The following is a 14,355-nucleotide window of genomic DNA, read 5'->3' as shown; positions in this document are numbered from 1 at the left end:
GAGCCCAAGCTCATAAAATGAGCGCTTCAGCTTTAAGAGAGGAAATAATGCCTGCTGTAAATCGCAAAGTCAGAAAAGCCGTGATCCCGGTTGCAGGCTTGGGTACGCGGATGTTGCCGGCCACCAAAGCCATTCCGAAAGAAATGTTGCCGCTGGTTGATAAACCGCTGATCCAATACGTCGTCAATGAGTGCATTGCGGCAGGGATTAACGAGATTGTGCTGGTCACCCACTCCTCCAAGAACTCGATCGAAAACCATTTTGATACCAGTTTCGAACTGGAAGCGATGCTGGAAAAACGCGTCAAGCGTCAACTGCTCGATGAAGTGCAGTCAATCTGCCCGAAGGGCGTTACCGTAATGCAAGTCCGCCAGGGGAATGCCAAAGGCTTGGGGCACGCGATTATGTGCGCCTACCCGATGGTGGGCGATGAGCCGGTCGCGGTGGTGTTGCCGGACGTGATCCTTGACGAATACAGTGCCGATCCGAAAAAAGACAACTTGCACGACATGCTGCAGCGCTTCGAAACCACCGGCATCAGCCAGATCATGGTTGAACCTGTGCCGCATAAAGATGTTGGCAACTACGGCGTAGCCGACTGTAAGGGCGTCGAATTGCATCCAGGCGAAAGCGCGCCGATGGTCAGCGTGGTCGAGAAGCCGTCTCCGGAGAAAGCGCCTTCCAACCTGGCGATTGTCGGTCGTTATGTCCTCTCCGCCGATATCTGGCCGCTGTTGGCGAAAACGCCTCCGGGCGCCGGCGACGAAATTCAGCTGACTGACAGCATCGAAATGCTGATGCAGCAGGAAACGGTGGAAGCGTATCACCTGAAAGGCGTGAGCCATGACTGCGGTAACAAACTGGGTTACATGCAGGCCTTCGTGGAATACGGCATGCGCCATGCCAGCCTGGGCAAAGAATTTTCTCAGTGGCTGCAACAGGTTGTTGCCGCTGACAAGAAGTAATTGAGTGATCTTTCGTCTTAATTTGAAAAACTAGGATTTTCACATGAAAGTAACAGTTTTTGGTATTGGTTATGTGGGTCTGGTGCAGGCCGCCGTACTGGCTGAAGTAGGCCATGACGTTATGTGTATTGACGTTGATGAGCGAAAAGTCGAAAACCTGAAAAAAGGGAATATCCCGATTTTCGAACCGGGTCTGACGCCGCTGGTGCAGCAAAACTATGAGGCCGGCCGTCTGCATTTCACCACCGATGCCAAAGCGGGCGTGGCGCACGGGACTATCCAGTTCATCGCCGTCGGCACGCCGCCGGATGAAGACGGTTCCGCCGATCTGAAGTATGTCACCGCGGTGGCGCGCACTATCGCCGAGCACATGACCGATCGCAAAGTGGTGATCGACAAATCCACCGTGCCGGTCGGTACGGCGGACAAGGTGCGTCAGGTGATGGCTGAAACGCTGGCGAAACGCGGCAGCAACGTGCCGTTTGACGTGGTATCCAACCCGGAGTTCCTGAAGGAAGGCGCGGCGGTGGCAGACTGCATGCGTCCTGAGCGCATCGTGATCGGTACCGACAATAAAGATGTGATCGAGCCTATTCGCGAGCTGTACGAACCGTTTAACCGCAATCACGATCGCATGATCATGATGGATATCCGCAGCGCGGAGCTGACCAAATATGCCGCTAACTGCATGCTGGCGACCAAGATCAGCTTTATGAACGAAATGTCCAACCTGGCGGAAATGCTGGGCGCGGACATTGAGAAAGTGCGTCAGGGCATCGGTTCCGACTCACGCATCGGCTATCACTTCATCTACCCGGGTTGCGGCTACGGCGGCTCTTGCTTCCCGAAAGATGTCCAGGCGCTGATCCGTACGGCGGAGCAGATCGGTTACCAACCGAAGCTGTTGCAGGCGGTAGAGCAGGTCAACTATCAGCAGAAAGACAAGCTGAACAGCTTTATCAACGACTACTTCGGCGGCGATCTGAAGGGCAAAACCTTCGCGCTGTGGGGGCTGGCGTTCAAGCCGAATACCGATGACATGCGTGAAGCTTCCAGCCGCGTGCTGATGGAACAGCTGTGGGCCGCAGGCGCCATCGTTCAAGCCTACGATCCGGAGGCGATGAACGAAGTTCAGCGCATCTATGGCCAGCGTGACGATTTGAAGCTGGTGGGCACCAAAGAGGCTGCATTGCACGGCGCCGATGCGCTGGTGATCTGCACCGAATGGCAGAACTTCCGCGCGCCGGACTTCGATGTGATCAAGGGCGCGTTGAAGCAGCCGGTGATCTTCGATGGCCGTAACCTGTACGATCCGGAGCGTTTGGAAAATCGCGGCTTTACCTATTACGCAATTGGCCGCGGCGCCTCGATTAAACCGGTTATTTAAGGAGTGAGCATGAAATTCCTGGTTACAGGCGCCGCAGGGTTTATTGGCTATCACGTTGCAGAGCGTTTGTTGACCGCCGGTCATCAGGTTGTCGGCATTGATAACCTGAATGATTATTATGACGTGGGCCTGAAAATGGCCCGTCTGGATCGACTGGCGGATAAGCCGGGATTCCGCTTTATCAAGCTGGATTTGGCCGATCGTGAAGGCATGGCGGCATTGTTTGCCGAGCATCAGTTCCAGCGAGTCATTCATTTGGGGGCTCAAGCCGGCGTACGTTATTCGCTGGTCAATCCGTTGGCTTATGCCGATGCCAACCTGATCGGTCATTTAAACGTTTTGGAAGGCTGCCGTCATAATAAGGTTGAGCATTTACTTTACGCATCTTCCAGCTCGGTATATGGCCTGAATCGCAAGCTGCCGTTCGCCACCGAAGATTCTGTCGATCATCCGGTGTCACTGTATGCGGCGACTAAAAAAGCCAACGAGCTGATGTCACACAGCTATTCCCATTTATACGGTCTCCCGACAACCGGACTGCGGTTCTTTACGGTATATGGTCCCTGGGGGCGCCCGGATATGGCGCTGTTCAAGTTTACCAAAGCCATATTGGCCGGGGAGAGCATCGACGTATATAACCACGGTGAAATGCACCGAGATTTTACTTACATCGATGACATCGCCGAGGCGATAGTGCGGTTGCAGGCGGTTATTCCGCAGGCGGATCCGTCATGGACCGTTGAACAGGGATCGCCGGCAACCAGTTCAGCGCCGTATCACGTTTATAATATCGGCAATAACACCCCCGTTAAACTGATGGAATATATCAGTGCGTTGGAGAAGGCATTGGGGGTGACGGCCCGTAAGAATATGCTGCCGATGCAACCGGGCGATGTGATGGATACCAGCGCGGATACGGAAGAGCTTTATCGTGACATTGGCTTTAAACCGGAAACCAGCGTTGAAGAGGGCGTGAAGCGCTTTGTTGACTGGTATAAGGCATTCTATCAGGTTCAATAATTGAACGCGGATAAATGCGACAGAAGGGGCCTTTGGGTCCCTTTTTTTTCGCTGCGATCTCATGTACGGCGCAAAAGCGAATTAGGATATTTACTAAAAGGAGAGAGGAATGACGGGATCAGGGTTATACGCTCTAAAAATGAAAAGGCCCCCCGCAGGGAGCCTTTCAGATACGGACTGAATCGCTATTACAGCAGGAAATCATCCAGAGATTTACCTTGCTCTTCGATTGCTTTCTTAATCACCGCAGGAGTACGGCCTTGGCCGGTCCAGGTTTTCAGTTCGCCGTTTTCGTCTTTATATTGGTATTTAGCTGGACGTGCTGCACGTTTTGCTTTACCGGCAGCCTTGTTGGCAGCCATGGTTTGCAGCAGTTCATTTGGATCGATACCGTCAGCAATCAGCATTTCGCGGTATTGCTGCAGTTTACGAGTGCGTTCTTCGATTTCTGCTTGAGCCTGGCTGTCTTCTTCGCGACGTTCGTTCACAACAACTTCCAGTTTCTCGAGCATTTCTTCCAGCGTTTCCAGTGTGCATTCTCTTGCCTGGGCGCGCAGAGTGCGGATGTTGTTCAAAATCTTTAATGCTTCGCTCATTGTCCTAGTCTCAAATTATATTGGTGGGGGGCGTCTCGATAATAATAGAGTGCTCTTTTCTTTTCTGCAATAGCCAAATTGGCTTGAATACTCAAATTTACCTTTAAAAAAACCGTTAATCGGATCAGTCCGACTAATAATAGGAAGGGCTGTTAACTATTACCCTTGGCACGCTTAAGTCAAAATTTCAGCAGACAGGCTTTAAAAGGCGCGTATCACAAGGCTTTCATCGATAAGTTATCGTAGTAATTTATATCAATATTACAATGAGTTCTGTGGGCTTAATCACGCCACGGCAGGTCAGACATTGTAAACAATAGGGGTATATAGGTAAAGATTGCGTCAGTAAACCTTGGCGCGTCGGCGCAGGTGATTAAATGCCCGGTATTGGGCTCGCGTATAATAGACGGGGGCTCCGCCGCGGCTGCAGCGCCAGCGAGAGGGAATGGGCAAGTCGGCATTAATGGGCAAATCACCGGGCTTAACCATTAGCAAGAATTAATAGTGATGACAGGCATACATTATCCTGTAAATAGCTGTAAAAAGAACAGGCCGACAGAACGATATGTTTCGCTTGAAAGCGCATTATTACGGCGAACGCAATATTCGTTCGCTTTGGGCTGAGCCGGGGGGCGGGTTATGGTACACTTACCGTCCTAATCAACATTTTGAATATTTCTTATACCATCGGAGTTGCGGGGCCATGGCTCAACTTTATTTTTATTACTCTGCGATGAATGCCGGCAAGTCCACCGCGCTGCTACAGTCTTCATATAACTATCAAGAGCGCGGCATGCGCACGCTGGTGTTCACCGCGGAGATCGATCACCGCTTTGGCGTAGGCAAAGTCAGTTCGCGCATTGGTTTATCCTCGCAGGCCCAGCTCTATAACAATGACTCGATGCTGTACGCCATGATCCAGCAAGAGCATCAACAGCAGCCGGTGCATTGTGTGCTGCTGGATGAAAGCCAATTCCTGACCAAAGCGCAGGTTGAGCAATTATGCGATGTGGTGGACCAACTGGACATTCCCGTATTGTGTTACGGCTTGCGTACCGATTTTCTCGGCGAGTTGTTTACCGGCAGCCAATATTTGCTGGCCTGGGCCGATAAACTGGTGGAATTGAAAACCATCTGTCACTGCGGGCGTAAAGCCAACATGGTGTTGCGGTTGGATGAGAATGGCAAGGCGATGCACGCCGGCGAGCAGGTGGTGATTGGCGGTAACGAGAGCTATGTCTCCGTCTGTCGCAAGCATTATAAAGAGGCGATCCACTCCCTGGAGTAGGGGCGAAAATGCCGCCAGCGCCCGCTGAGGCGTTTTGGCGGCGGGATAAGAAAAACCGCGCGCCAGGCGCAATAAAAAACCCGCCATTCGGCGGGTTTTTTCATCGGTTCACGGAACCGTTATTTCTTGGACTTCTTTACCGCGGTTTTGGCTGCGACCGGTGCAGCCGCTTCCTCTTCCACCGTTTCGCTGAATTCGCGACCATAGAAGGTATCCAGCATGATTTGCTTGAGTTCGGCAATCAGCGGATAGCGTGGGTTGGCGCCGGTGCATTGGTCGTCGAAAGCGTCTTCCGACAGCTTGTCGACTTTCGCCAGGAAGTCGGCTTCTTGCACACCCGCCTCACGGATGGAAGCTGGGATGCCCAACTCGGTTTTCAGCTCGTCCAGCCAGGCCAGCAACTTCTCAATCTTCTGCGCGGTGCGGTCGCCCGGTGCGCTCAGGCCGAGGTGGTCGGCGATTTCAGCGTAGCGGCGGCGCGCCTGAGGGCGGTCGTACTGGCTGAAGGCCGTCTGCTTGGTCGGGTTGTCGTTCGCGTTGTAACGAATGACGTTGGAAATCAGCATCGCGTTAGCCAGGCCGTGCGGAATGTGGAACTCCGAACCCAGTTTGTGCGCCATGGAGTGACAAACCCCGAGGAAGGCGTTGGCGAAAGCGATACCGGCGATGGTGGCGGCGTTGTGCACGCGTTCACGGGCAACCGGGTTCTTCGCGCCTTCTTTATAGCTGGCCGGCAGATACTCTTTCAACAGTTTCAACGCTTGCAGCGCCTGGCCGTCAGAGTATTCGTTCGCCAGCACCGACACGTAGGCTTCCAGCGCGTGGGTCACCGCATCCAGGCCGCCGAAGGCGCACAGGGATTTCGGCATGTTCATCACCAGGTTGGCGTCGACAATCGCCATGTCCGGGGTCAGCGCATAGTCGGCCAGCGGGTATTTCTGCCCGGTGGCGTCGTCGGTCACGACGGCGAATGGCGTGACTTCCGAACCGGTGCCTGACGTCGTGGTGATGGCGATCATCTTCGCCTTGACGCCCATTTTCGGGAACTTGTAGATACGCTTGCGGATGTCCATGAAGCGCAGCGCCAGATCCTCGAAGTGGGTTTCAGGATGTTCGTACAGCACCCACATGATTTTCGCGGCGTCCATCGGCGAACCGCCGCCCAGCGCGATGATGACGTCCGGTTTGAAGGAGTTCATCTGCTCGGCGCCTTTACGCACGATGCTCAGCGTCGGATCGGCTTCCACTTCGAAGAACACTTCGGTTTCGATGCCGTGTGACTTGAGAACCTTGGTGATCTGGTCAGCATAGCCGTTGTTGAACAGGAAACGGTCGGTCACGATGAAGGCGCGTTTCGCCCCGTCGGTCGCCACTTCTTCCAGCGCGATTGGCAGCGAGCCACGGCGGAAGTAGATCGATTTCGGAAGTTTATGCCACAACATGTTTTCTGCTCGCTTCGCTACAGTTTTCTTGTTGATCAGGTGCTTAGGTCCGACGTTTTCAGAGATGGAGTTACCACCCCAGGAACCGCAACCCAGCGTCAGCGAAGGCGCGAGTTTGAAGTTATACAGGTCGCCGATACCGCCCTGAGAAGCCGGGGTGTTGATCAGGATGCGAGCCGTTTTCATTTTATCGCCGAAGTAGGCGATGCGAGCCGTTTGGTTATCTTGGTCGGTATACAGGCAAGAGGTGTGCCCGATACCGCCCATGGCGACCAATTTTTCGGCTTTGGCGACGGCGTCTTCGAAGTCTTTGGCGCGGTACATCGCCAGCGTCGGCGACAGTTTTTCATGGGCGAAAGGTTCGGACTCGTCGACCAGCTTCACTTCGCCAATCAGCACTTTGGTGTTGGCCGGCACTTTAATGCCCGCCATCTCGGCGATTTTCGGCGCGGATTGCCCGACGATGGCCGCGTTCAGGCCGCCGTTTTTCAGGATGATGTCCTGCACCGCCTTCAGTTCTTTGCCCTGCAGCAGATAGCCGCCGTGGGAAGCGAAGCGCTCGCGTACCGCATCATAGATAGCGTCAACGACGATGACCGATTGTTCGGAAGCGCAGATAACGCCGCTGTCGAAGGTTTTGGACATCAGGATAGAGGCGACCACGCGTTTGATGTCTGCGGTCTCGTCCACCACGACCGGCGTGTTACCGGCGCCTACGCCGATTGCCGGTTTGCCGGAGCTGTAGGCGGCTTTCACCATGCCTGGGCCACCGGTGGCCAGGATCAGGTTGATGTCAGGGTGGTGCATCAGCTGGTTGGACAGCTCGACGGTAGGTTGGTCGATCCAACCGATGATGTCTTTCGGCGCGCCGGCGGCGATAGCGGCTTGCAGCACGATGTCGGCGGCTTTGTTGGTGGCATTCTTCGCACGCGGGTGCGGCGAGAAGATGATGCCGTTGCGGGTTTTCAGGCTGATCAGCGCTTTGAAGATCGCGGTAGAAGTTGGGTTGGTGGTAGGAACGATACCGCAAATCAGACCGATAGGTTCGGCGATGGTGATGGTACCGAAAGTGTCATCTTCAGACAGGATGCCACAGGTTTTTTCATCTTTATAGGCGTTGTAGATGTACTCGGAAGCGAAGTGGTTTTTGATCACTTTGTCTTCGACGATACCCATTCCGGATTCTTCCACGGCCATTTTGGCCAACGGGATACGGGCATCAGCAGCGGCGAGGGCGGCAGCGCGGAAGATTTTATCCACTTGCTCTTGAGTGAAGTTGGCATATTCGCGCTGGGCTTTTTTGACACGTGCGACAAGCTCGTTCAGTTCAGCGACATTCGTTACAGCCATAATGCTCTCCTGATAATGTTAAACTCTTTCAGTAAATAAGCCGTGCGAGCCACTAGTATAGTCGTAACGGGGATAAGCGGTGATGAGAATACCGGGGTCTTCCCGCGTTATTTCTTCGCATGCTGCTGATTTGCTTAAAGAGCTTTACCCTACGCCAACCGGAGGGGCAGGCAGTGAGGAGAACGGAACCGGCGATGCCGCGGCCTACTTTGTTCTACTCCCTGACTACGACTAAGAGCTTACCCACTGTTGGGTAGTTGATTTGTGATCTAAATCATGAAAAGTGCAAGCTGACACCTTTCAGCTTGGTGTTTTTGAGAGTGATTCTCAATAACTGTGATCGGTGACTCTTTTTTCAACATAAAAAATCAAAAGGCCATACATCACTTTAACAAAGGGCATTTGTTTTGTTGCCTAACTTGCTGGTAGTCAAAAATGCTGCTCTGGCCGGATGGATTACCCGCGGCAATTCCATTACATTAGCGCGCATAGTCAGCACACCTTTACAGCAATTAACGCGGAGCCATCTGTGGGCCAATCTCTGTTGGATCTTTCCGGCTTTATCAAGTTCTTTGTCGGTCTGTTTGCGCTGGTCAACCCGGTGGGCATCTTGCCGGTGTTTATCAGTATGACCAGTTACCAGGCGGAAGCGGGGCGCAATAAAACCAACCTGACCGCCAACCTGTCGGTTGCCATCATTCTATGGACATCGCTGTTCCTGGGTGAAGGGATATTGCGGATGTTCGGTATCTCCATCGATTCGTTCCGCATCGCTGGCGGTATTTTGGTGGTGACCATCGCCATGTCGATGATCAGCGGCAAGCTGGGTGAAGATAAGCAGAACAAACAGGAGAAATCGGAGAGCGCGATCCGCGAAAGCATCGGCGTGGTGCCGTTAGCGCTGCCGTTGATGGCGGGGCCGGGGGCGATCAGTTCCACCATCGTGTGGAGTTCCCGTTATCACAATTGGCAAAGCCTGCTCGGCTTTACGGTGGCGATCGCCTTATTCGCTTTTTGCTGCTGGTTATTGTTCCGCGCCGCGCCGCTGTTGGTGCGTTTGCTTGGGCAGACCGGCATCAACGTGATCACCCGTATCATGGGCCTGTTGCTGATGGCGCTCGGGATCGAATTTATCGTTACCGGCATTAAGGCGATATTCCCCGGCCTGTTGTAATCGCTCTCGCTTGGCCGCGCTTCTGTCCTTGAGCGCGGCTAAAATTAATTTTAAAAGTTAAATTATTTATTGGTTCGCATTATTATAGTGCACAAGATGAATAAAATTTATGCCATTGCACTCTTATGTTGCATAAATCTCATGTTGCTGCTTAAAAAAAACGCTAAGCGTTATTTCAGACACTTTTCTTTCCCCATTTCCGCGCGTTTTCTCCTCGTTAAACGGTAAAGCTGTTGTTAAATTAATCACATCATTCTGTGGGGCTTGTCTCACTTTCATCCAGGTGTTATTAGTGATTAACCGCCTGTAGGTAGGTGTTTGTTCTTTGAATGGCTGGTTTGTTAACTGAATGTTTCTTTGTGCGGCAATGGGATTGTGTCGACAGTTTCAAATGAAACTGATTTTGAGTTTTTTCCTTTAAAATCAAAGTTGTTTTCATGTCTTCCTTTGCCCTTCATCACAAGGGCCGGATCGGGCTTGGTGCGATAAAAGAGAATTGCTTAACATTTTTGTAAAATTTATTGGCTATGGAATTTGGCTTCTGCTAATTTCCGAGCAACTTTCCCGTGGTCAATTAACTGAAATGCGCCATAAAAACGGGAATGATTTTTGCTGGTATCCGTTTATTTAGAATTCTTATAAACACTTCACAAACTTCGATAAGCGATGCTTGTCGGTGAAAAGGAGCCTCGATTATGCAGCAAACCCTGAAGCGCACTTCTTTGACCTTGTTGATTAGCGGCGCGTTGAGCGTCATTGCCGTAAATAGCAGTTTGGCGGCGGAGGTTCCGGCCGGCGTCCAATTGGCGCAGCAGCAGAATATTGTCATCAACAACGGCAGCGAAGTGGCTTCATTGGATCCACATAAGGTCGAGGGCGTGCCCGAAAGCAATATCATTCTTAACCTGCTGGAAGGGCTGGTGAGCACCGACGCCAACGGGCATGTGGTACCGGCGGCGGCGGCGAGCTGGGAAAACCAGGATTATCGGCAGTGGACCTTCCACCTGCGCCCCGGCGCGGTGTGGAGCGACGGCAGCCCGGTCACCGCGCAAGACTTCGTCTACAGTTGGCAGCGCCTGGCCGATCCGAAGATCGCTTCTCCCTACGCCAGTTACCTGCAGTACACCAAAGTCGAGAATATCGACGACATCCTGACCGGCAAAAAGAGCCCGCAGACTCTCGGCGTCAAGGCGCTGGACGATCAAACGCTGCAGGTGACCCTGAGCGAACCGGTGCCGTATTTCATCAGCATGCTGAGCCACACGTCGCTCAAACCGGTCAAACGCGCGGTGGTGGAGAAATTCGGCGACAAATGGACGCTGCCCGCCAACTATGTCGGCAACGGCGCTTACCGCCTGAAAGAGTGGGTGGTGAACGAGCGCATTGTGCTGGAGCGCAGCCCGAGCTACTGGAATAACAAGCAGACGGTGATCAACCAGGCGACCTTCCTGCCGATCGCTTCTGAAGTCAGCGACGTCAATCGCTTCCGCAGCGGCGAGATCGATATCACCAACAGCGCCATTCCGCCGTACCTGTACGTCAAAATGAAGCGCGAGGTGCCCGAGCAACTGCACGTTAACCCTTATCTGTGCACTTTCTATTACGAACTCAATAACCAGCGGGCGCCGTTCACCGATCCGCGGGTGCGTGCGGCGGTGAAGATGACGCTGGATCGCGACATTATCGCCAACAAAATCATGGGCCAGGGGCAGATCCCGGCCTACAGCTTCACGCCGACCTTCACCGAAGGCGCCAACTTCACGCAGCCCGCGTGGGCCGGCTGGAGCCAGGAACAGCGCAACGCCGAAGCCAAAAAACTGCTGGCGGAAGCGGGTTACAGCGCCGCCAAGCCGCTGAAGTTCTCGCTGCTGTACAACACCTCCGATCAAAACAAACAGCAGGCGATCGCCGCCGCATCGATGTGGAAGAAGAACCTCGGCGCCGACGTCACGCTGCGCAACCAGGAGTGGAAGACCTCGCTGGAAAGCCGCCATCAGGGGCAGTACGACGTGGCGCGCGCCACCTGGTGCGGGGATTACAACGAGCCGAGCGCCTTCCTGAACCTGGTGCTGTCCAACAGCAGCATCAACACCGTGTTTTACAAGAGCCCGGCGTTCGACGCCATCATGGCCGCCACGCTGAAGGCGCCGGATGAAGCCGCGCGCGCCGCGCTCTACCAACAGGCGGAAACGCAGTTGGACAAAGACTCCGCATTGATTCCGGTGTATTACCGCGTCAGTGCGCGTTTGATCAAACCGACGGTAGGCGGGTTCACCGGCAAAGATCCGCTGGACTATACCGACGTTAAAAATCTGTACATCATCAAGCAGTAAAAGGGGTATTCCTCACGCTGAACCGCAGGGGAATATGGGGAAGGCCCGCCGCCGCATTCGTTCCGCAGCGGCGGGAAAACAGAGTCCGCTTACGGGCAACGCAGGTTCCACGAAGAGCCTGTGATAATAAAAAACTGGAGTCGATAAGTATGACCAACATCACGAAGAAAACCCTCATTGCCGCCGGCGTCATCGCCGCGCTCGGCATCACAGCAACCACCTCCGCCTTCGCGGCCGACGTTCCTGCAGGCGTGCAACTGGCCGACAAGCAAGAAATCGTCAAAAACAACGGTTCCGAAGTGCAGTCGCTTGACCCGCATAAAATCGAGGGCGTGCCGGAAAACAACGTGACCCGCGATCTGATGGAAGGCCTGGCGAACAACAGCCCGAACGGTTCCATCGTGCCGGGCGTCGCGGAAAGCTGGGATAACAAGGATTTCAAAGTCTGGACCTTCCACCTGCGTAAAGACGCCAAATGGTCCAACGGCAAGCCGGTGACGGCGCAAGATTTCGTCTACAGCTGGCAGCGCGTGGTGGATCCGAAAACCGCGTCGCCTTACGCCAGCTACCTGCAGTACGCCCATGTGGAAAATGTCGATGACATCATCGCCGGTAAAAAAGACAAGTCGACGCTGGGCGTGAAGGCCATCGACGACCACACCTTCCAGGTGACCCTGAGCGAGCCGGTGCCTTATCTGGTTGAAATGACCCCGCACTACGCCATGAAACCGGTCTATAAGGACGCGGTAGAGAAGTTTGGCGAGAAGTGGACGCTGCCGGCCAACTACGTCAGCAACGGCGCCTACAAACTGAAAGACTGGGTTGTCAACGAACGCATCGTACTGGAACGTAACCCGGAATACTGGGATAACGCCAAAACCATCATCAATAAAGTGACGTTCCTGCCTATTTCGTCGGAAGTGACCGACGTTAACCGCTACCGCACCGGTGAAATCGACATGACCTACAACAACATGCCGATCGAACTGTTCCAGAAGTTGAAGAAAGAGATCCCGAAAGAGGTGCACGTCGATCCTTATCTGTGCACCTACTACTACGAAATCAACAACCAGAAGGCGCCGTTCACCGATGCGCGCGTGCGTGAAGCGCTGAAGCTGGGCATGGACCGCGACATTATCGTCAACAAGGTGAAAAACCAGGGCGATCTGCCGGCCTACAGCTTTACGCCGCCATACACCGACGGCGCCAAGCTGACCCCGCCGGAGTGGTTCGGCTGGACGCAGGAAAAACGCAACGAAGTGGCGAAGAAACTGCTGGCGGACGCCGGCTACGGCCCGGGTAAACCGCTGACCTTCTCCCTGCTGTACAACACCTCCGACTTGCACAAGAAGCTGGCGATCGCCGCCGCCTCCATCTGGAAGAAAAACCTGGGCGTGGACGTGAAGCTGGTGAACCAGGAGTGGAAAACCTTCCTGGATACCCGCCATCAGGGCACCTATGACGTATCGCGCGCCGGCTGGTGCGCCGACTACAACGAACCGAGTTCGTTCCTGAACATGATGCTGTCCGACAGCAGCAGTAACACCCCGCACTACAAGAGCGCCGAGTTCGACAAGCTGATGGCCAACGTGTTGACCGCGAAGACCAAAGACGAGCGCGCCGATCTGTATCAGAAAGCGGAAGTTCAGCTGGATAAAGATTCCGCCATCGTTCCGCTGTATTACTACGTGAACGCCCGTTTGGTGAAACCTTACGTCGGTGGCTACACCGGCAAAGACCCGCTTGATAACGTGTACGACAAGAACCTGTACATCATCAAGCATTGATACGGTAAGAGCCGGCGGCGCAGGCCGCCGGCCCATGTTGAGAATAATAAGCCGTCATCAGGCTGTCGCACAGGGTTAGGGCAATGCTGAAATTTATACTTCGTCGCTTGTTGGAAGCGATCCCGACACTATTTATCCTTATTACCATCTCATTTTTCATGATGCGCCTCGCGCCCGGCAGTCCATTTACCGGGGAACGCGCATTACCGCCGGAAGTCATGGCGAATATCGAAGCCAAATACCATTTGAACGACCCGATCTGGAAACAGTACGGTCATTATCTGGCGCAGCTTGCGCAGGGAGACTTCGGCCCGTCCTTTAAATACAAGGACTATTCGGTCAACGATTTGGTGGCCAGTTCTTTCCCGGTGTCCGCCAAGCTCGGTCTGGCCGCGTTTCTGTTGGCGGTGGTGCTGGGCGTTAGCGCCGGCGTGATCGCGGCGTTGAATCAAAACACCAAATGGGACTATACGGTAATGGGGTTCGCCATGACCGGGGTGGTGATACCCAGTTTCGTGGTGGCGCCGCTCTTGGTGCTGATCTTCGCGATTACGTTGAAATGGCTGCCGGGCGGCGGCTGGAACGGCGGCGCACCTAAGTTCATCATCTTGCCGATGGTGGCGCTGTCGCTGGCCTATATCGCCAGCATCGCCCGTATCACGCGCGGCTCGATGATTGAAGTGTTGCACTCCAACTTCATTCGCACCGCGCGCGCCAAAGGTTTGCCGATGCGCCGCATCATTTTCCGCCACGCGCTGAAGCCGGCGCTGCTGCCGGTACTGTCCTACATGGGCCCGGCGTTCGTCGGGATCATCACCGGCTCGATGGTGATCGAAACCATCTACGGTCTGCCGGGGATCGGCCAGCTGTTCGTTAACGGCGCGCTGAACCGCGACTACTCCCTGGTGTTGAGCCTGACCATTCTGGTGGGCGCTCTGACCATTCTGTTCAACGCGATCGTCGATGTGCTGTATGCGGTCATCGATCCGAAAATCCGTTATTAATCTGGAGCA

General features: G+C 54.2%; 10 protein-coding genes. 8 read left to right on the top strand and 2 right to left on the bottom strand.

Features of this window, described 5'->3' with window-relative positions:
- Nucleotides 1-47: 47 nt before the first annotated feature.
- Genes galU through ACORQT_RS13435 form a run of 3 tightly spaced genes read left to right on the top strand, consistent with a single transcriptional unit; the run spans nt 48 to nt 3,372 of the window.
- Nucleotides 48-965: a UTP--glucose-1-phosphate uridylyltransferase GalU gene (gene galU, locus ACORQT_RS13445; RefSeq protein ID WP_033650221.1), complete on the top strand. Its 918-nt coding sequence runs from the start codon at nt 48-50 to the stop codon at nt 963-965.
- A 43-nt stretch (nt 966-1,008) separates the two neighbouring features.
- Nucleotides 1,009-2,352, top strand: coding sequence for a UDP-glucose dehydrogenase family protein (locus tag ACORQT_RS13440; RefSeq protein WP_033650222.1), 1,344 nt, complete (start codon nt 1,009-1,011; stop codon nt 2,350-2,352).
- Between the two features lie 9 nt (nt 2,353-2,361).
- Entirely contained in the window at nt 2,362-3,372 is a 1,011-nt protein-coding gene (locus ACORQT_RS13435) for an NAD-dependent epimerase (protein ID WP_033650223.1), read from the top strand.
- 188 nt (nt 3,373-3,560) lie between these two features.
- On the opposite strand, the gene hns is transcribed toward ACORQT_RS13435, so the two are convergent.
- On the bottom strand, nt 3,561-3,968 hold the full coding sequence (hns, locus tag ACORQT_RS13430) for a histone-like nucleoid-structuring protein H-NS (RefSeq protein WP_004932170.1): 408 nt from the start codon (nt 3,966-3,968) through the stop codon (nt 3,561-3,563).
- Nucleotides 3,969-4,671: 703 nt separating this feature from the next.
- Between hns and ACORQT_RS13425 the strand changes: the two genes are divergently transcribed.
- The gene (locus tag ACORQT_RS13425) at nt 4,672-5,256 is read left to right on the top strand and encodes a thymidine kinase (protein WP_033650224.1); all 585 of its coding nucleotides are present in this window, start codon (nt 4,672-4,674) and stop codon (nt 5,254-5,256) included.
- Nucleotides 5,257-5,375: 119 nt separating this feature from the next.
- Here the strand turns inward: ACORQT_RS13425 and adhE are convergent, their stop codons facing one another.
- Complete coding sequence (gene adhE / locus ACORQT_RS13420) at nt 5,376-8,048, bottom strand: bifunctional acetaldehyde-CoA/alcohol dehydrogenase (protein ID WP_046898916.1); 2,673 nt, start codon at nt 8,046-8,048, stop codon at nt 5,376-5,378.
- Between the two features lie 529 nt (nt 8,049-8,577).
- Here adhE and ACORQT_RS13415 point away from each other — a divergent pair.
- The 4 genes from ACORQT_RS13415 to oppB all read left to right on the top strand — a co-directional run bounded on the left by ACORQT_RS13415 (nt 8,578) and on the right by oppB (nt 14,346).
- Entirely contained in the window at nt 8,578-9,222 is a 645-nt protein-coding gene (locus tag ACORQT_RS13415) for a YchE family NAAT transporter (protein WP_015378089.1), read from the top strand.
- A gap of 695 nt (nt 9,223-9,917) precedes the next feature.
- Entirely contained in the window at nt 9,918-11,555 is a 1,638-nt protein-coding gene (locus ACORQT_RS13410) for an ABC transporter substrate-binding protein (RefSeq protein WP_033650226.1), read from the top strand.
- 149 nt (nt 11,556-11,704) lie between these two features.
- Complete coding sequence (oppA, locus tag ACORQT_RS13405) at nt 11,705-13,342, top strand: oligopeptide ABC transporter substrate-binding protein OppA (protein ID WP_089191883.1); 1,638 nt, start codon at nt 11,705-11,707, stop codon at nt 13,340-13,342.
- 83 nt (nt 13,343-13,425) lie between these two features.
- On the top strand, nt 13,426-14,346 hold the full coding sequence (oppB, locus tag ACORQT_RS13400; RefSeq protein WP_004932150.1) for an oligopeptide ABC transporter permease OppB: 921 nt from the start codon (nt 13,426-13,428) through the stop codon (nt 14,344-14,346).
- Nucleotides 14,347-14,355 lie beyond the last annotated feature (9 nt).

The sequence above is a fragment of the Serratia sp. (in: enterobacteria) genome, assembly GCF_052400455.1.
GTDB lineage: Bacteria > Pseudomonadota > Gammaproteobacteria > Enterobacterales > Enterobacteriaceae > Serratia > Serratia ureilytica.
The sequence above is the reverse complement of the archived record's forward strand: the minus strand, read 5'-3'. Positions and strand labels throughout refer to the sequence as shown.